Genomic DNA, 17393 nt, shown 5'->3' on the forward strand with positions numbered 1-17393 from the left:
AGACTTCGCGCCAACGCGCCTCGACTGAACTCAGTGCCGCAGTTCAGTACCGCATGAAGTCGATGCAGGTTCGCGTCGAGCGCATAACAATGAGGTATCCTGATGGACAAGAAATCTCTTTCTTTCTGGCAAGACAAGGCCGCTACGCTTTCGATCGAAGGCCGGGCGTTTATCGGCGGCGAATACCGCGATGCTGAAGGCGGCCGCACGTTCGACTGCCTGAGCCCGATCGACGGCAAGCTGCTCGCGAAGGTGGCCGACAGCGGCGCGGTCGACGTCGATGCTGCCGTTGCCGCCGCGCGCCGCGCGTTTGACTCCGGCGTGTGGTCGGGCCTCAATCCGCGTCAGCGTAAAGCCGTTCTGCTGCGCTGGGCCGCGTCGATTCGCGAGCACATGGACGAGCTCGCGCTGCTCGAAACGCTCGACGCGGGCAAGCCGATCGCCGACACCACCAGCGTGGACGTGCCGGGCGCGGCGTACTGCGTTGAGTGGTTCGCTGAAGCGATCGACAAGATCGGCGGCGAAGTCGCGCCGGCCGATCATCATCTGGTCGGACTCGTCACGCGCGAGCCGATCGGCGTGGTGGCTGCGGTGGTGCCGTGGAATTTCCCGATCCTGATGGCGTCGTGGAAATTCGGCCCGGCGTTGGCCGCTGGCAATAGCGTGGTGCTCAAGCCGTCGGAGAAGTCGCCGCTCACCGCGATCCGCCTCGCGCAGCTTGCACTCGACGCAGGCATTCCCCCCGGCGTGTTCAACGTCGTGCCGGGCGCGGGCGAGCCGGGCAAGCTACTGGCTCTGCATCAGGACGTGGACTGTCTCGCCTTCACTGGTTCGACCAACGTCGGCAAACTGATCATGCAGTACGCGGGGCAATCCAACCTGAAGCGCGTTTGGCTCGAACTCGGCGGCAAATCGCCCAACATCGTGATGCCGGATTGCCCCGATATGGATCGCGCGGCGAATGCGGCGGCCGGTGCGATCTTCTACAACATGGGCGAAATGTGCACGGCGGGTTCGCGCCTGCTCGTGCACCGCGACATTAAGGACGCGTTCCTCGACAAACTGATCGCCGCGGCGCGCAGTTACACGCCCGGCAATCCGCTCGACCCGAAGACGTCGATGGGCGCGATCGTCGACAAGGTTCAGCTCGAACGCGTGCTCGGCTATATCGAGGCAGGCCGCGCCGAAGCGAAACTGCTGCTCGGCGGCGCGCGCGTGAAAGAGGAAACGGGCGGCTTCTATATCGAGCCGACCATCTTCGACATTCCGGCCTCCGGCGCGAAGGTCGCGCGTGAGGAAATCTTCGGGCCGGTGTTGTCGGTGATCACGTTCGACACGGTGGAAGAGGCGATCAGGATCGCTAACGACAGCGAGTATGGTCTCGCCGCCGCGGTCTGGACTTCGAACCTGACCACCGCGCACGAGGTGTCCCGCCAACTTCGCGCCGGCACGGTGTGGGTCAATTGCTACGACGAAGGCGGCGACATGAATTTCCCGTTCGGCGGCTACAAGCAATCGGGCAACGGCCGCGACAAGTCGCTGCATGCTCTGGAAAAATACACCGAGCTGAAGTCCACGCTGGTGCGGCTGCGCTAAAGGATTCGCGCGGCCAGCGCGGCGGCGCGTGTGGTGCGCGCCGTCGCGTTCCCAATGAATCCGAAACCGGCGTTGCGCGTACCCTTTGAAACTTCGCGTGCTGCGCCGGACTGTCTATAGGTATCAGGTCATCCATGACTGAACTCGTCTACGGCGACGGCGCGATCCGACGCGCGTCGCTCTACGGCTCATCGATCGAAAACACCTATGCGGGCGTACTGTCGTTCATGCGCCGCAAGTACACGCGAGAACTCGAGGGCGTCGACGTGGCGGTCTCCGGCGTGCCGCTCGATCTGGCCACCACGTTCCGCGCGGGCGCGCGTCTCGGGCCCGCTGCGGTGCGCGCGGCCAGCGTGCAGTTGTCGGAGTTGCATCCGTATCCGTGGGGTTTCAATCCGTTCGACGAGCTCGCCGTGACCGACTATGGCGATTGCTGGTTCGACGCGCACAATCCGCTCACGATCAAGGAATCCATCGTCGAGCATGCGCGCACGATTCTGCGCTCGGATGCGAAGATGCTGACGCTCGGCGGCGATCACTACATCACCTATCCGCTGTTGATCGCGCACGCGGAGAAGTACGGCAAACCGCTCTCGCTGATTCATTTCGACGCCCATTGCGATACCTGGGCCGACGACAGTCCTGACAGCCTGAACCACGGATCGATGTTCTACAAGGCCGTGAAGGACGGCTTGATCGATCCGAAGACCTCGGTGCAGATCGGCATTCGCACATGGAACGACGATTGTCTGGGCATCAATATTCTCGATGCCGCCTGGGTTCACGAGCATGGCACGCGAGCGGCGGTGGAGCGGATCGTGTCGATTGTGGGGACACGTCCCGCATATTTGACGTTCGATATCGACTGTCTCGATCCGGCGTTCGCGCCCGGTACGGGGACGCCGGTGGCGGGCGGTTTGTCGTCGGCGCAGGGGCTGGCGATCGTGCGCGCGCTCGGCGCGTTGAATCTGGTGGGCGCGGACGTGGTGGAAGTGGCGCCGGCTTACGACCAGAGTGAGATCACGGCGATTGCCGCCGCGCATATCGCGTGCGATCTGCTGTGTCTGTGGCGGCAGCGCAAGGTTGCCGAACGCGAGGCCTAGGCAAGTACAACGTTCCTGTCAATCGGTGCAAAAAAACCGGCTCAGCCCATCGACGACGAGTGTTCGGGCTGACGCCGGCCTTCGCGCAAGCCGAGCGTGTAGACCACCAGCGCGCCGCTCATCAGCGCCAGTTGCCACATCAGCATGTCGCTGCCGCGCGCTTTCATCGCGAAGCCCGCGGCGAGCGGCCCCACGATCGAGCTCGCGGTGAACGTGAGCGACACCAGCCGCATGTTGCGCGTGAGTGCGGCCTTGTCGCTGCAAGCCGCCGCGTACATGCCGAGTGTGATGAACGAACTGTTCATGCCGCCGAGCAACAGCGCGCTCGCGGCGGCGAGCCAGGATGCGGGCGTGGCCAGCGCGAAGCCGCAGATGGCCAGCGTGCTGAGCGCGGCGCACATGATCACTGTCGCCGCGAGCCCCGCGCGGTCGGCCAGCCAGCCGACCGGAAATTGCAGCGCCATGCCGCCGACACCAAACAGCGTCAGCAGGGTAGCGGTTTGCGTGGCGCTCAGGCCGTGTGCGTCGGCGAATAGCGGAAACAGGCCGTAAAGCGCGCCGTCGCCGATACCGCCTGCTGCGATGACTACCATGCCGAGGCTCACCAGCGGACCGATCGGCAGGTGTCGTTGATCGCGTTTTCTTCTCGCAGGCTGTGCTTCTTGCAAGGCAGGCCGTTTCTCGCCCGATGCGGTCAGCCACAGCGGCAGCGCCGCGGCGAACGTGAAGGCCGCACCGGCCGCGAACGTGATGCGTCCATCGACATCGCACCATACGGCGAGCGCCGGTCCGATGACGCCTGCCGTGGCGATCAGCGCTTCGTGCACGCCTACTACACGTCCGCTCGATTCAGCGGGGACCAGACTGTAGAGCCAGGTTTCGTTGGCGATCCAGCGCAAGCCGATGCCGAGCCCCGTCAGCAGACCGGGCAAGAGCCACAGCGGCCACGACAACGCATTCATGGCGGCGAACGCCGCGAGCGTGGCCAGCAGACCCAGCGACACCGTACGTTTCGCGCCGATCCGCGCCATCAGCCACGGTGCGATCAGCAAGCCGGCCAGCATGCCGGTCCACTGCGCAGCGGAGAAGAGCCCGGCGCGTGGCGCGTCCAGACCGCGATGAGCGAGCCACACGGGCAGCACCATGAAGCCGATACCGAACTGGCCGACCTGCGAGAGCGCCGACACCGCGGTCAATGCCGCGATTGCCGGCCAGCGCACCGGCGCGGCGGATTTCATGGGCTGCTCCGCGCCGGCATGGGCAGCCCCTGTTCGCGGCATTCCACCGGACAGCCGGCTTTCAGGCACGGTCCGTCATCGCACAGGCGGCATAGTTGCATGGCGTGCGCGGGGTCGCGGGTCTCGTTCCACAAGATCTTGATCAGCAGGCTTTCCAGCACCTCGCGCTCGCTGTCGTCGAGCCGTCCGACAATGCGTTGCAGCATCCTGTCGCGCGCCGTTTGCAGACGTTTGGCCTCACGCTTGCCGGCCGCGGTCAACGCAAGGGCGACAGCGCGTTTGTCGGCGCCCGATTTTTTCTCGACGAGACCCGCCTCGACCAGTCCCGCCACGGCGCGCACGGCAGCCGGATGCGAGAGATCGACCGCCTCGCGCAGCACTTCAATCGATGAATCGGGATATTGGCCGACCGCGTTGAGCATGGCGCGCGCGGTGGGACCGGCGAGCGCGTCCACCGTGGCTTGGGCGTTCAGCTCGTCCGTGACCAGGAGGGCGAGCACGCCGAGCAGATTTTCTGTGCGCTGCGTCATGGGGATGCCTCAATATGTGCAATGTGCATATATGCATGGTGCACACATTGGGCGTGAAGCGCAAGCGGTTTTTAATGAGCGTCGCGGGGCCTTCAACGCGCGGGATCGTTACTTCGCCAGCCGCGTTCGCACCCTGTACTTGCCTTCTTCGCCCTCGTCCTCAATCAGGTGGGCCTTCTAGCGTCGGCGGCGAGGCCCGTGCAGCCACGACCTTTCAGCCCGCGCGAGCCTCGCCGTGCTTCACGGATCGAATCACGCGTCCGAGGCCGGATCGTACGGCACGACGCGTTCGTGCTCGTCCGCATGGTTGCGCGCCACGATCGCGCGTGCCGCGGTGGTCGTATTCAGATTGAACGGCTGATGCGGCACGCCGGGCGGAATGAACAGAAAGTCGCCTGGTTCGGTGATGACGGACTCGCGCAGGCCGGGCCCATAGCGCGTTTCGATCTTGCCCTCGAGCATGTAGATCGCGGTTTCGTAGTCGGCGTGGAAGTGTGGCTCGGCATGACCGCCGGGCGGCACCACGACCATATACATCGACAAACCCTTAGCGCCCGCGGTGCTTGCGGAAATGCCGACAAAGTAAGGCAGCCGCTGGGTCGTCGCCATTTCCCTGTCGGGTCGAACCTTGACGACGGGTGCCCGCGCGTCGTGCAAAACGTCTGACATGGTCAGCTCCTGCTGAAATCCGGCCGGCGCCGGTCGTCGCGGCGTGGCTCATGCTCCCTTGAGTGGCAAGTCTAGACGATATGGGCGTCGTTATCGGAACTTATCGAGCGCGGTCGGGTTGCGGCTGTGCGGCTTGCTAGAATCGTCGTCATACCCATACAGATACGACGGAGACATCACATGGCAAACGCTCAGCCGATCAGCCGCTACCCCGTGCCGGAACCCGATCAATGGCCGGACGACATTCGCGCGCGCATTCTCGAAGTGCAGGAGAAAGCGGGTTTCGTGCCGAATGTATTTCTGACACTGGCGCACCGCCCGGACGAGTTCCGCGCGTTCTTCGCCTATCACGACGCGCTGATGCTGAAAGAGGGCGGCCTCAGCAAAGGCGAGCGCGAGATGATCGTGGTCGCCACCAGCGCGATCAACCAGTGTTTGTATTGCGTGGTCGCGCACGGCGCGATTCTGCGCATCTACGAAAAGGCGCCGTTGGTCGCCGATCAGATCGCCGTCAATCATCGCAAGGCGGATATCACGCCGCGTCAGAAGACGATGCTCGATTTCGCCGTCAAAGTTTGCAGCGAGTCCGGCACGGTCGGCGACGTCGATTTTCAAACGCTGCGCGAGCACGGTTTTTCCGACGAAGACGTCTGGGATATCGCGGCAATCACGGCGTTTTTCGGGTTGTCGAATCGCATGGCCAACGTGATTTCCATGCGTCCGAACGACGAGTTTTATCTGATGGGGCGCGTGCCGAAAGCCGCAGCGGACACGCCGAAAAAATAGCCGCGCGGGCTGCTTTTCAATACGTTTCCCGCTGCTTTTCAGGTTCGTGCCGGTGGCTGCGTCCGCGGCCGCCGTCGGCACGCATGCTCACGCAACAGCCGGCTCGGCCCGATGCGCGGACGTGCTCACGGTGGTGTCGTCGATCGGAAAGTGCAGCAGCGCGGCGACGAGGCCGGCGACCACCGTCGCTTCCCACAGCAGCGAATACGAGCCGGTCAGATCGAACACCAGACCGCCTAGCCAGGCACCGAGAAACGAACCGATCTGATGGCTCAGAAAGCAGACCCCGAACAGGCTGCCAAGGTGGCGTGTGCCGAACACTTTCGCGACGAGTCCGCTCGTGAGCGGCACGGTGCCGAGCCAGGTCAGACCCATCACGGCCGCGAAGATCACCACCGACGCCGGGCTTTTCGGCAAGAGAAAGAACGCGCCGATCGTCACGCTGCGAATCAGGTAAAGCCAGCCGAGCACATGATGCTGCCGGAAGCGGCCGCCCAGCCAGCCGCACGCCCAACTGCCCGCCATGTTGAACAGGCCGATCAGCGCGAGCGCGGTGGCGCCGAGCCCGACCGGCATATGGCAAAGCGACAGATATTCGGGCAGATGCGTGGCGATGAAGGCAAGCTGGAAACCGCAGGTGAAGAAACCGAGCGTCAGCAGCCGGTAGCCGCGATGCCCGGCCGCTTGACCCAGCACCTTGCGAAGCGGCGCTACATGCTCTTCCTGAACGGGCGTGCCGACCCGCGCGCGCCGGTCGAGCACCATGCCGAGCGGCGCGATGAGCAGCATCAGGAAAGCCAGCACGAAGAGCGACGTGGCGATGCCCGAACCGAGCCGGATGCCTTGCACGAGCGGAACCATCAGCACCTGGCCCGCCGAGCCGCCGGCGCTGACCAGGCCCATCGCCATACTGCGTTTTTCCGGCGAGGCGATGCGGCCGACCGCCGGCAGCACCACGCCGAACGTCGTGCAACTCACGCCGATGCCCACCAGCAGTCCCATGCCGACGATCAGCATGGCGCCGCCCGGCGCCACTGCCGCGAGGCCGAGACCTGCCGCGAACGTCGTCGCGCCGAACGCGACCACCGGCGCCGAGCCATAACGATCCGCGGCGGCGCCCGCAAATGGTTGGGCGAAACCCCACACGAGATTGTGCAGCGCGATCGCGAACGCAATCAGCGTGACCGGCAAACCGCGGTCGAATGAGAACGGTCCGATGAACAGGCCAAAGGTCTGCCGGATGCCCATCGCGGCGCTCAGAATGAGCGCGCCGGCGAGGATCACGAGCGTCGTCTGGTTGAACGCGGGGGCGAAGCGTTTGCTGTTGGCGCTCGACATGGTTCTGATCTCCTTCGACACATGGTCGCAGCGAGCGTCGGAAGCGGCAAAAGAAAAGATTTCGATGACAGGTGAGCGTGGCTCACCTATGCGAAGAGGACGTGCGCCTCAGTTGGCGGCGCTGCGCAGTGCCGGGTCGGCGGCGTCGGTGTGCGCGCCGAAGTGCTCGGCCTCGCTGACCAGCCAGCGTTTGAAGTCGAAGAGTTCCGGCCGGCGGTCCGCGTTTTCCGCGCTGACCAGCCAGTAGGCCGTGGTGGAGGCGATGGTGGTCGGACAGGCCTCCACAAGCGCGCCGCTCTCGATATCGCGATTCACCAGCGGCCGCCTGCCGAGCGCAACGCCGAGGCCCATCGCGGCAGCTTCGAAGGCGAGCTGGATCGTGTCGACGCGCAGGCCGTCGTGTGTATCCATGCCTTCGGTGCCGGTCGCATCCAGCCACGCCTGCCAGTCTTCGCTGGCGGCATTGACATGAATGAGCGTCGCCCGACGCAGGTCTAGATTGCCTTGCCCGTCGCGCAGATTCGCCAGATACGCGGGGCTGCATACGGGCACGAAGCGCTCGCCGAACAGACGCGTCCAGGCGGTGCCGGCAACCGGCGCACGGCTCATGCGAATCGCGAAGTCGAAACCGTCGACGGGAAAACCGACCTGACGGTGCGAGGTGTCGACGCTCACGTTCACATCCGGCCAACGCGCGCGAAAGCCGGCGAGGCGCGGCAGCAGCCAGCGCGACGCGAAGGTCGGCGCGCAACTCAGCGCGATCGGACGATCCGCACGGTGATTCGGCAAGCGCTGTGTGCCGATGGCGATCAGCGAGAACGCTTCGGAGACGTAGGACAAATAGTCCGCGCCGCTCGTCGTGAGCGAAATGCCGCGCGGCTCGCGCACGAACAGTTCGACGCCGAGCGCCTGTTCCAGTCCGACAATACCGTGGCTGATCGCGCTCGGCGTGACATTCAGTTCCGCGGCGGCGAGTTTGAAACTCTGATGCCTGCCAGCCGCTTCGAAAAAACGAAGCGCCGGCAGCGGTGGTAGACGAAGCGGCATATTGCATCCCCATGGACGGCGCGCCTCGCGCGCGCGCTGTTGCGCTTAAGGATACCTTGCTGGGCGCTTCAGGTCGCCGTTGCGGCGGGCGCGAGTGTCGCAGCAAAAAAATTTTCCCGCTGCTGTCGATTTGCCACCGCGCGGGTCGTCGTGGCTATATAGGGGACGAGAACGCGCCTGCGGTCGCGGCGCGCTATATCCCTTTACGTAAAAGGAGATGGCTGATGACTGACGTACACGCATCCGCACAGACGCTGAAGCCGGCCCGGCAACTGGCCGACGCACCGAGCCGCTTTCCCGGCGAAAACGCCGAATATCGCCGGGCGCGCAATGAACTACTCGCCGAGGAAATCGAATTGCGCCGGCATATCGAACGGGTCGCCGCTCAGCGCCGCGCGTTGCCGCCTGGCGGTGTCGTGCCTGAGGACTACCTGTTCATTGGCGAAGCAGGGCCGGTGAAGCTCTCGGAAATGTTCGGCGCCCATGACACGCTCGTTACGTACAACTGGATGTTCGGCCCGCAGCGCGCCCGGCCGTGTCCCATGTGTACGTCGCTTCTGAGCGCGTACGACGGCGAAATGCCCGACATCCTGCAGCGCGTGGCGTTTGCGGTGATCGCCCGCTCGCCGATCGAGAAGCTGGTTGCGTTCAGGAAGGAGCGTGGCTGGCGGCATCTGCGGCTGTATTCATCGGGCGGCAATACCTTCAATCGCGACTACGCAGCGGAAGACCCAGCCGGCGACGACAATCCCGCGTTCAATGTGTTCACGCGCTCAGGCGGTACGGTGCGGCACTTCTGGGCGGAGGAGATGGGGCCGTCGACAGCGGACCCCGGCCAGGATCCACGCGGCGCGCCCGATGTGATGCCGATCTGGACCGTGCTCGACATGACACCCGGCGGCCGCGGCACGGACTGGTATCCGAAGCTGGAATACGATACCGCGGCGCGTTAGCGCGCTTGTGAGCGCTGTCTGGCGAAAGGGCCTGGCATTGATGATGAAGCGGGTTCCGCTCGCTCCTCTCGCGGTGCCGTTGTCGGCCTCGTGGCAGATCGCCTACGGCCCGTATGTCGCCGTCAAAGGCGTTGATATTCCGGAACGAATGATCCTGCTGCACGAATTTGGTGGCGCGGACAGCGTGGCGGAATAGAGCAGCGTAGCGAGCCGCGCGAATTCGAACTACGGCTGCATCTGTACGGCGTAGCTGTGTACGCAAGCCGATTCCAGATAGTGCGCAATCGCGCTCGCCCGCATCGGCCGGCTGAACAGATACCCCTGCACCGCGCGGGCGCCGAGCGCCTTGACGACCTCGACTTGCGATGCGGTCTCGATTCCTTCCAGCACGCATTCGAGTCCGAGGTTGCGGCACAGGTCGAGCACCGACTTGACGATCTTCTTCGACGCGCTGTTGGTGTCCACGTCCGTCATGAAGCTGCGGTCGATCTTGATCGTATCGAAGGGCAGGCGGTGTACGTAGCTGAGGCTCGAATAACCGGTGCCGAAGTCGTCGAGCGATACGCGGCAGCCGGCTTTCTTGATCATCGTCAGCGAACAGCGGGCCTGTTCGAAATCACGCGTCACGGCGGTCTCGGTGATTTCGAACGACACGCGATGCGGCGGCACGCCGCTTGCCATGACGATATCGATCAGGCGGCGGGCGCGCGCCGACGTGCAGATATCGATCGCCGACAGATTGAACGACAGATACAGCTCGGACGGCCAGCGCGCCGCTTCATCGAGCGCTTTATGCAGCAGCACTTCCGTGATGCGCAGAATCAGTTCGGTGCGCTCGGCAATCCGAATGAATTCTTCCGGCCTGACCGCGCCGAGCCGTGCGTTGTGCCAACGTCCGAGCGCTTCCAGACCGATGGTGCGTTGGGTGAACACGTCGCAGATTGGCTGAAACTCCAGAAACAGTTCCGACTCGAGATCCGCATGGCGGAGCTCCTGAGTCACGAGACTCGAACGCCGGATCCGCGTTTCATGTTCGGTCGAGAAGATGACCGGAGTGCCGCGCCGGCTTTCCTTGCCGACGTATAGCGCCGCGTCGGCGCGTTCGAACACTTGCGCCACCGTCGTGCCGGCCTCGGGGAATGCGGCCCAACCGATCGTGCCCGACAGTTCGGCGACGTTGCCGGCTACTCGATATGGCTGACCGAGCGCCTCGCAGATGCGCTCGCCCAACTCGACGAGCGTCTCGTCCGCCAGTTTGTGCTGCGCGAGCACCCCGAACTCATCGCCGCCGAGGCGCGCGAAGAAAATGCCGGGCTCGGCAAGCGCGAGCAGGCGCGAGCCGACCTCCTGAAGGACGAGATCGCCGCAGGCGTGGCCGTAGATATCGTTGACCTGTTTGAAGCCGTCGAGATCGATCAGCCCGACATTGAAGCCGGTACTGGCGCCGAGCGCCTGCTCGGACAGCGCGCGCAACGACGCGAAGAAACTGCGCCGGTTGGGCAGGTCCGTCAGACTGTCGATGCTCGCGAGCCGGAAGTTGTCGTCGCTGAGGCGCTGCGTTTTTTGCTGGCTCGCCTGCAACTCGCGCTGTGCGTGCACCACGTCGGCAAAGGTCCGGCAGTACAGCTGAATGATGAAGGCGAGCGCGACGCCGACCAGTGTCATGTCGACGGCCATCGCGATGAAGACCGGATAGCCGGTGAAAACCAGAAAAGTCGAAAAAGTCAGGATGACGATCGACAGCAGCAGCATGGCAGCCGCGCGCAGGTGCATCAGGCAGAACACGCAACCGACCAGCGTGGTCGCCATGTAAAACGCGACTTGCGTCTGTTCGTACGCGGTGCCGTAGGGAAAAAGCAGCAACGACCAGCTGCTGAATGCGATCGCAAAGAGGCCGGCAAGCCAGATCAGCTTGCGCAGTTCGGGCACCGCCTGGTCGAGAGTCAGGACGCGGTGCCGAAGATGCCACCATCGTATGCACCGGATGATGCACAAGGCGCACAACGTCGCCGGAAAATAGACCGACAACCATGCCGGCGCGCAACTGACGTGCGTGACGGCGACGGCCGCGGTATTGACGAGCAGTATGAAGTAGAGGAGCGGGACCTGATGGCCGAATGCTTCGAGCTGCGAACGGACGAGATCGGGGTCGCGTTCCGCGACCGACAACGCGTCCCTCAATTTGGCTAACAGAATCATCTCCGTCCCTTTAACGTTTGCGCAGCACACGCAGCTTTGTATATCGGCACGGCGGGTGGGACCTTGAGGGCGAGTCAGACGGAAATCGATCGCCTCGCGAATAAGCGGTAAGTACGACCGGGCAGTAATGCTCTGTGCGTCATTTCTGCCGCGTCGAAGTGGGCGAAATGACAGGCTTGTCGCGTCAAAGTGCCGGACATGAAAGCACGCGTTGCGGCGCGAGTGTCGTGCCGGGTTGGCCATTCTGTGCCGGCGTGCCTTGCGGCGGCGTGGAGACGAGGCGCACGGTATTCATGCCGGCATTCGCCAGCACGTATTTTTCGGGGCTGTTCTCGGGCTGCCAATAAGCGCGGAAAACGCCGCTGTCGCCGAAAACGAGCAGCTTGCCGTGTACGGTCCGGGCGCCGCTGACGAGGTCGACCGGCTCGCCGTCACGCACCTGAAAGCTCTGCGGCGCGGGTGAGTCTGCTGTGCCGAGCAGCGTGGCGCAAGCTTTGTCGTCGGCTGCGGAGGCCGCGCAGGACATGGCGGCGAGCACCGCGCATGTTGCAATATGGCGAAATTTCATTTTTTATTCCTCCCGGATTCTTTATTTTCCGGCCGCCGCGCCTGACCAATACCGACTCTGCGCGATCCACCATAACGTAGGAAAAAAGCCCGCTGGTGGCGGCTTGCGACGCGCTAAAGCACTGAAATTGCAACGGATTGTGATAACGCGAAATCACGCATCGAGCCAAAGAAACGTCTAAGCGCGCGATTCTTATGGCAGTTTGCACCAAAAAATCGTCAAATTCCCTGTGGGCGGGTGATACAAGGCTTACACCCAAGGTTTGCGCGAACCCGCGCCTATGCGTTAGTGTGTCGGTCCCGGCGCAACAGATGTGGCGCCGGTTCCATGATTACCATACGGGAAGTGCTATGAACAAACAGGAACTGATTGATGCAGTCGCCGCAGCGACGGGCGAAAGCAAAGCGGCCACCGGCCAAACCATCGACGCGATCGTCGAAGCGGTGACCAAAGCCGTGGTGGGTGGCGATACGGTGCAACTGGTCGGTTTCGGTTCTTTCTCGACTGGCGCGCGCGCAGCACGCGTGGGCCGCAATCCGTCGACGGGTGCCGAGATCCAGATCGCGGCTGCCAAGACGGTGAAGTTCACCGCTGGCAAGGCGTTCAAGGAAGCCGTCAACGCGTCGTAATGCAACGCGCTTCGCGCCGGAGCATCCACGTGCGCGCACCTGGCGCGCGGCGAGCGATGCATCGGGCGTGAGGAATCACGCGCTGCCCAACTCCGGTTAGATGGATCGATCGGCAGCTGGTGCGGCGCGTGTGTTTTTGTGCTCACCCCAAGGGACTTCCTGGGGCGTGCTCGACGCAGCACTTGCCCCCGGCTCCACTCTCAGCCCGCGCGACGTTTGCGGGTGGCCTCGGCGAGCGTCTCGAGCGCCGGCTCGGTCTGCGCCCAACTGACGCAGGCATCCGTGATCGATACGCCGTGACGCAACGGCACGCCTGGCTTCAGATCCTGACGGCCTTCTTCCAGATGACTCTCCAGCATCACGCCAATGATGCGGCGCTCGCGTTGCGACAATTGCTGCGTCAGGTCCTGCACCACCTCGAGTTGACGCAAGTGCGACTTGCCCGAGTTCGCATGCGAACAGTCGACCATGACCTGCTCGCGCAAACCCGCTGATTTGAGCGCCACGCAAGTGGCTTCCACCGACGCGCTGTCGTAGTTCGGCCCTTTCTTGCCGCCGCGCAGGATCACGTGCGCGTCGTCGTTGCCGCGCGTTTCGAAGATCGCGGCCATGCCCATTTTCGTCATGCCCATGAACGCGTGGCTCGCGCGCGCGGCGACGATCGCGTCCGCGGCGATCTGCACGCCGCCGTCCGTGCCGTTCTTGAAACCGATCGGGCAACTCAAGCCTGACGCCAGTTGACGATGGCTCTGGCTCTCGGTCGTGCGCGCGCCGATGGCGCCCCAAGCGATGAGGTCGGCGATGTATTGCGGGCTCAGCAGGTCGAGAAATTCGGTCGCCGTGGACAAGCCGAGACCGTTGATGTCGAGCAGCAGTTGCCGTGCAAGGCGCAGACCTTCGTTGATGCGGAAACTGCCGTCCAGACGCGGGTCGTTGATATAGCCTTTCCAGCCGACCGTGGTGCGCGGCTTCTCGAAGTAGACCCGCATCACGATCAGAAGATCGTTCTTGTAGGTGTCGGCGGCGGCTTTCAGCTTGTGCGCGTATTCGATCGCCTGGTCGTGGTCGTGAATCGAACACGGTCCGACGATCATCACGAGCCGGTCGTCACGGCCATGCAGAATGTCGGCGATTTCCGCGCGGGTTTTCTCGACCAGTGTCTGCACCGACGGCGGCACGGGCAACTCGTCCTGCAACAGCGCAGGGGAAATCAGTGGACGTACCGCGCCGATCCGAACGTCGTCGATGCGCGTGGTGTCCTGGGTGGCGTCGGCCGAGCCGACTTCCTGATCGTGCAAAGGATTGTCGATGGCGCTCAAAATATTCTCCCGGACCTTGGTGATGAAGCGGCCTCGCGGCCTGGCTGCGTATGTGTGGGTGCGTCGATGGTGCTTGTCTTCGCTGCCGGGATTATGACACTCGCGCGATGCGGCCGTCAGGCGCGTGTCAGAGACGTTTGATCAGCGCCATGGCAGCCGCTGGATTGCGTTCCTTGAAGCCGCTGATCACGTAGAGATAGACGTCGCGTGCGGCCGGTTTTGCGGGCGCCTCCGCACAGGTCTCCAGGTCGTCCGGTGTCGTGCCTGCCGCCAGTTGCCGCGCGCGTTCGGCCCAAACGTCGAGTGCTTTGGTCGAATAGCCCTTGGCCTGTTTGTCCGTCGTGCCCATGATGCGCGCGTACACGAAGGGCGCGGTGATGTCGGCGATCTGCGGGTATTCGCTGTCGCCAGCCAGTACTACGGCGACCTTGTATTTGCGGGCGAGCGCGATGAAGTCCGGCGTCCTGAAGGTGTCGTTGCGGACTTCGATCGCATGCCTGAGCTTCTGGCCTTCGATGCTGGCCGGCAGCAGCTTCAAAAAGGCTTCGAAGTCTTCCTTGTCGAATTTCTTGGTGGGCGCGAATTGCCAGTTGACTGGACCGAGTTTCTGTTTGAGCAGCAGCACGCCGCTGCCGAAGAAGCGTTCAATCGTTTCGCCCGCCTCGGCGAGGACTTTTCTGTTGGTCGCGTAACGCGGCGCCTTCAGCGAAAAGACGAAATCGTCCGGGGTTTCCTGATACCACTTTTCGTAGCTCGCGGGTTTTTGCAAACCGTAAAACGTGCCGTTGATTTCAATCGATGTGAGGTTCCTGCTCGCGTATTCGAGTTCGCGGCTTTGCGTGAGGTCGGAGGGGTAGAAGGTGCCGCGCCAGGGGGCGTAGGTCCAGCCGCCTATGCCGATGCGGATGTTGGAGTTTTTTGCGGTCTTTGCGGCTTGTTCTTTCGGCACTTGGCTTCTCCATCTGACTTCGCCCGGGAAGCAGTAGATTAGCCGTTTTTCCGCCGCAGAACAGAAGCGAGGGGAATCCGGAAGTGCACCCGCTATTTGCCGTCGCGAGGTTTGGCTGTTTCCGCACCACGCGCCGCCTCTTCGAACCGCCGGTTCGCCTCCGCCACTTCCACCCTGAACTGCTGCAACGCGCTTACCGCCGGATCTGGCGGCGTCAGCGCGGCCCACAGCACGTCGATGAGCTGATCCGCCGTCGCGTCGATATCGATGTGCCGGTTCGCGAGCGTGGCGTCCCACAGCACGTGCTCCATCGGCCCGAACACCATCGAGCGCAACAAGCGCAACGGCATGTCGGCGCGAATCTGTCCGCTTTCCTGGCCTTGCGCCAGCACGCGCATCAGCGGCGCGGTATAGCGGCGCTGCAACTCCGTGAGCGCCTCGCTCAGCTCATGATGCCGCGCCCGGCCTTCGGACAACACCAGTGCGCACAGATCAGTGCCGTTGACCAGCATCAGCCGCAAATGCGTGCGCACGATGAACGCAAACTGCTGGCGCACATTGCCGTCGCGCGGCAAGCCGGACTCGATCGCCTCGATGATCTCGTCGTACCAGTCGCCGATCACCCGCGCGCACAACTCGCGTTTGCCGCGGAAATAGCTGAACACGGTCGCCTCGGAAATGCCGAGGCGCTGCGCGATCTCGGCGGTCGTCGCGCGCTCGTAGCCTTTTTCGGAGAACACGTCGCGCCCCGCCTGGAGGATCTCCTTCACGCGTTGTTGCGACTTGCGCCCGGCCGGCTGGCGGCGCGAGGCGGGTAACTCTGCCTTCATGGCAACCGTCATATGAGTCCAGTTCAGATTTGCGAAGCGAATTCGGCTCACAGAAGCGCGGAACGAGCCTGATGACGACAATGCTAGCACGCCTTATCGGGCTTGTAGGCGGTTGCACCATTTTCTGAGTAACACTCAAAAATACCTATTGACGCTTACGTAAATCTAGCGTGAAATGCGCCTTGAACGTTCGCGTCTCGTGCGGGACGACAGCGGCGGCTCACAAGGCCGCCGCCGTCCGCCGAGCCGCAACCGGACCAGCCGGCGCCCACCCAAGGCCGGCCGCCAACGAACTCTGGAGACACAGCAATGAGCAACCTGCCCGGTTTGCAATTCCCGCTCGGCGAAGAAATCGAAATGCTGCGCGACAGCATCGCGGGATTCGCTGCCAAAGAAATCGCCCCGCGCGCCGCCGAAATCGATCGCACGGATCAGTTTCCCATGGACCTGTGGCGCAAGTTCGGCGATCTGGGCGTGCTCGGCATGACGGTCTCGGAGGAGTATGGCGGCGCCAACATGGGCTACACGGCGCACATGATCGCCATGGAGGAAATCTCGCGCGCGTCGGCCTCGGTCGGTCTGTCGTACGGCGCGCACTCGAATCTGTGCGTCAACCAGATTCATCGCAACGGCACGGAAGCGCAAAAACAGAAGTATCTGCCCAGGCTCGTGTCGGGCGAACACGTCGGTGCACTCGCCATGAGCGAGCCGAACGCGGGCTCGGACGTGGTCAGCATGAAGCTGCGCGCGGAGAAGAAGGGCGACCGCTACGTGCTCAACGGCACGAAGATGTGGATCACCAACGGCCCGGACTGCGACACGTTGGTCGTCTATGCCAAGACCGATCCCGAAGCGAATTCGCGCGGCATTACCGCGTTTATCGTCGAGAAAGGCATGAAGGGTTTCTCGGTCGCGCAGAAGCTCGACAAGCTCGGCATGCGCGGCTCGCATACCGGCGAACTGGTGTTCCAGGACGTGGAAGTGCCGGAAGAAAACATTCTCGGCCAGTTGAACGGCGGCGCGAAGGTGCTGATGAGCGGCCTCGACTACGAACGCGCCGTACTCGCGGGCGGCCCGACCGGCATCATGGTCGCGGTCATGGACGCGGTCGTGCCGTATATCCACGACCGTAAGCAGTTCGGTCAGCCGATCGGCGAATTCCAGCTCATTCAGGGCAAGGTCGCCGATCTCTACACGACGTTGCAGGCGTGCCGCGCATATCTCTACGCGGTGGGCCGTCAACTCGACACGCTCGGCAAGGAACATGTGCGCCAGGTGCGCAAGGACTGCGCCGGTGTGATTCTCTACACGGCGGAAAAAGCCACGTGGATGGCGGGCGAGGCGATCCAGATTCTCGGCGGCAACGGCTACATCAACGAGTATCCGGTCGGCCGTTTGTGGCGCGACGCGAAGCTCTATGAAATCGGCGCCGGCACGAGCGAAATCCGCCGCATGCTGATCGGCCGCGAACTGTTTGCCGAGACGGCCTGAGCGGTTGCGTGTGCAGTTGAAGTTGAAGCTGAAGCGCATCATGCTTCGCACGGCGCAGCGCGCGGCTTATCGCAGCGTGTGAGCGCAAGCCTGTAAAAAGCGGCGAAAGCAACTAACTTGCATGGGATCGGAGCGCGCTGCGCGGGAC

At 63.4% G+C, this 17393-nt stretch carries 17 protein-coding genes; 7 read left to right on the plus strand and 10 right to left on the minus strand.

The annotated features are described in order from the left end of the window. Positions 1 to 102: 102 nt before the first annotated feature. Positions 103 to 1596: an aldehyde dehydrogenase gene (locus RI103_RS24195; protein ID WP_310818141.1), complete on the plus strand. Its 1494-nt coding sequence runs from the start codon at positions 103 to 105 to the stop codon at positions 1594 to 1596. Positions 1597 to 1730: 134 nt separating this feature from the next. After that, the gene (gene speB / locus RI103_RS24200) at positions 1731 to 2699 is read left to right on the plus strand and encodes an agmatinase (protein ID WP_310818142.1); all 969 of its coding nucleotides are present in this window, start codon (positions 1731 to 1733) and stop codon (positions 2697 to 2699) included. Between the two features lie 41 nt (positions 2700 to 2740). On the opposite strand, the gene RI103_RS24205 is transcribed toward speB, so the two are convergent. The 3 genes from RI103_RS24205 to RI103_RS24215 form a co-directional block, all read right to left on the minus strand. After that, complete coding sequence (locus RI103_RS24205; RefSeq protein ID WP_310818143.1) at positions 2741 to 3937, minus strand: MFS transporter; 1197 nt, start codon at positions 3935 to 3937, stop codon at positions 2741 to 2743. Further along, positions 3934 to 4467, minus strand: coding sequence for a MarR family winged helix-turn-helix transcriptional regulator (locus RI103_RS24210; protein WP_310818145.1), 534 nt, complete (start codon positions 4465 to 4467; stop codon positions 3934 to 3936). The genes RI103_RS24205 and RI103_RS24210 overlap by 4 nt, the downstream gene beginning before the upstream one ends. Before the next feature lie 252 nt (positions 4468 to 4719). Next, positions 4720 to 5136 (minus strand): cupin domain-containing protein, encoded by a 417-nt coding sequence (locus RI103_RS24215; protein WP_310818146.1) that lies wholly within the window; start codon positions 5134 to 5136, stop codon positions 4720 to 4722. 180 nt (positions 5137 to 5316) lie between these two features. Between RI103_RS24215 and RI103_RS24220 the strand changes: the two genes are divergently transcribed. Next, positions 5317 to 5922 carry a peroxidase-related enzyme gene (locus RI103_RS24220; protein WP_310818148.1) on the plus strand — a complete coding sequence of 202 codons (606 nt, stop codon included), beginning with the start codon at positions 5317 to 5319 and terminating at the stop codon, positions 5920 to 5922. Between the two features lie 87 nt (positions 5923 to 6009). Here RI103_RS24220 and RI103_RS24225 read toward each other — a convergent pair whose 3' ends face one another. Then, positions 6010 to 7260, minus strand: coding sequence for an MFS transporter (locus tag RI103_RS24225; protein ID WP_310818150.1), 1251 nt, complete (start codon positions 7258 to 7260; stop codon positions 6010 to 6012). 108 nt (positions 7261 to 7368) lie between these two features. After that, complete coding sequence (locus RI103_RS24230; RefSeq protein WP_310818152.1) at positions 7369 to 8307, minus strand: LysR substrate-binding domain-containing protein; 939 nt, start codon at positions 8305 to 8307, stop codon at positions 7369 to 7371. Between the two features lie 224 nt (positions 8308 to 8531). Between RI103_RS24230 and RI103_RS24235 the strand changes: the two genes are divergently transcribed. Both RI103_RS24235 and RI103_RS24240 read left to right on the plus strand, forming a co-directional pair. Beyond that, entirely contained in the window at positions 8532 to 9260 is a 729-nt protein-coding gene (locus RI103_RS24235) for a DUF899 family protein (protein ID WP_310818154.1), read from the plus strand. A gap of 40 nt (positions 9261 to 9300) precedes the next feature. Beyond that, a complete protein-coding gene (locus tag RI103_RS24240; RefSeq protein ID WP_310818155.1) occupies positions 9301 to 9456 on the plus strand; it encodes a hypothetical protein in 156 nt (51 codons plus the stop codon). Positions 9457 to 9485: 29 nt separating this feature from the next. Here RI103_RS24240 and RI103_RS24245 read toward each other — a convergent pair whose 3' ends face one another. Both RI103_RS24245 and RI103_RS24250 read right to left on the minus strand, forming a co-directional pair. Beyond that, positions 9486 to 11459 (minus strand): EAL domain-containing protein, encoded by a 1974-nt coding sequence (locus tag RI103_RS24245; RefSeq protein ID WP_310818156.1) that lies wholly within the window; start codon positions 11457 to 11459, stop codon positions 9486 to 9488. Between the two features lie 184 nt (positions 11460 to 11643). Further along, positions 11644 to 12027 carry a hypothetical protein gene (locus RI103_RS24250; protein WP_310818158.1) on the minus strand — a complete coding sequence of 128 codons (384 nt, stop codon included), beginning with the start codon at positions 12025 to 12027 and terminating at the stop codon, positions 11644 to 11646. A 350-nt stretch (positions 12028 to 12377) separates the two neighbouring features. Here RI103_RS24250 and RI103_RS24255 point away from each other — a divergent pair, with 350 nt between their 5' ends. Then, complete coding sequence (locus RI103_RS24255; RefSeq protein WP_006049832.1) at positions 12378 to 12656, plus strand: HU family DNA-binding protein; 279 nt, start codon at positions 12378 to 12380, stop codon at positions 12654 to 12656. A gap of 200 nt (positions 12657 to 12856) precedes the next feature. Here the strand turns inward: RI103_RS24255 and RI103_RS24260 are convergent, their stop codons facing one another. The 3 genes from RI103_RS24260 to RI103_RS24270 all read right to left on the minus strand — a co-directional run bounded on the left by RI103_RS24260 (position 12857) and on the right by RI103_RS24270 (position 15766). Next, positions 12857 to 13975, minus strand: a complete 1119-nt coding sequence (locus RI103_RS24260) for a 3-deoxy-7-phosphoheptulonate synthase (RefSeq protein ID WP_310818159.1) — start codon at positions 13973 to 13975, stop codon at positions 12857 to 12859. Between the two features lie 127 nt (positions 13976 to 14102). Next, positions 14103 to 14924: a DUF72 domain-containing protein gene (locus RI103_RS24265; protein ID WP_310818160.1), complete on the minus strand. Its 822-nt coding sequence runs from the start codon at positions 14922 to 14924 to the stop codon at positions 14103 to 14105. A 92-nt stretch (positions 14925 to 15016) separates the two neighbouring features. Then, complete coding sequence (locus RI103_RS24270) at positions 15017 to 15766, minus strand: TetR/AcrR family transcriptional regulator (RefSeq protein WP_310818161.1); 750 nt, start codon at positions 15764 to 15766, stop codon at positions 15017 to 15019. Positions 15767 to 16063: 297 nt separating this feature from the next. Here RI103_RS24270 and RI103_RS24275 point away from each other — a divergent pair, with 297 nt between their 5' ends. Further along, positions 16064 to 17245 carry an isovaleryl-CoA dehydrogenase gene (locus RI103_RS24275; protein WP_310818163.1) on the plus strand — a complete coding sequence of 394 codons (1182 nt, stop codon included), beginning with the start codon at positions 16064 to 16066 and terminating at the stop codon, positions 17243 to 17245. Positions 17246 to 17393 lie beyond the last annotated feature (148 nt).

The sequence above is a fragment of the Paraburkholderia sp. FT54 genome (assembly GCF_031585635.1).
GTDB lineage: Bacteria > Pseudomonadota > Gammaproteobacteria > Burkholderiales > Burkholderiaceae > Paraburkholderia.

Coding starts and splice junctions, on each gene's coding strand:
- RI103_RS24195 (WP_310818141.1), top strand. CDS start 103: ATGGACAAGAAATCTCTTTCTTTCTGGCAAGACAAGGCCGCTACGCTT.
- speB (WP_310818142.1), top strand. CDS start 1,731: ATGACTGAACTCGTCTACGGCGACGGCGCGATCCGACGCGCGTCGCTC.
- RI103_RS24205 (WP_310818143.1), bottom strand. CDS start 3,937: ATGAAATCCGCCGCGCCGGTGCGCTGGCCGGCAATCGCGGCATTGACC.
- RI103_RS24210 (WP_310818145.1), bottom strand. CDS start 4,467: ATGACGCAGCGCACAGAAAATCTGCTCGGCGTGCTCGCCCTCCTGGTC.
- RI103_RS24215 (WP_310818146.1), bottom strand. CDS start 5,136: ATGTCAGACGTTTTGCACGACGCGCGGGCACCCGTCGTCAAGGTTCGA.
- RI103_RS24220 (WP_310818148.1), top strand. CDS start 5,317: ATGGCAAACGCTCAGCCGATCAGCCGCTACCCCGTGCCGGAACCCGAT.
- RI103_RS24225 (WP_310818150.1), bottom strand. CDS start 7,260: ATGTCGAGCGCCAACAGCAAACGCTTCGCCCCCGCGTTCAACCAGACG.
- RI103_RS24230 (WP_310818152.1), bottom strand. CDS start 8,307: ATGCCGCTTCGTCTACCACCGCTGCCGGCGCTTCGTTTTTTCGAAGCG.
- RI103_RS24235 (WP_310818154.1), top strand. CDS start 8,532: ATGACTGACGTACACGCATCCGCACAGACGCTGAAGCCGGCCCGGCAA.
- RI103_RS24240 (WP_310818155.1), top strand. CDS start 9,301: ATGATGAAGCGGGTTCCGCTCGCTCCTCTCGCGGTGCCGTTGTCGGCC.
- RI103_RS24245 (WP_310818156.1), bottom strand. CDS start 11,459: ATGATTCTGTTAGCCAAATTGAGGGACGCGTTGTCGGTCGCGGAACGC.
- RI103_RS24250 (WP_310818158.1), bottom strand. CDS start 12,027: ATGAAATTTCGCCATATTGCAACATGCGCGGTGCTCGCCGCCATGTCC.
- RI103_RS24255 (WP_006049832.1), top strand. CDS start 12,378: ATGAACAAACAGGAACTGATTGATGCAGTCGCCGCAGCGACGGGCGAA.
- RI103_RS24270 (WP_310818161.1), bottom strand. CDS start 15,766: ATGACGGTTGCCATGAAGGCAGAGTTACCCGCCTCGCGCCGCCAGCCG.
- RI103_RS24275 (WP_310818163.1), top strand. CDS start 16,064: ATGAGCAACCTGCCCGGTTTGCAATTCCCGCTCGGCGAAGAAATCGAA.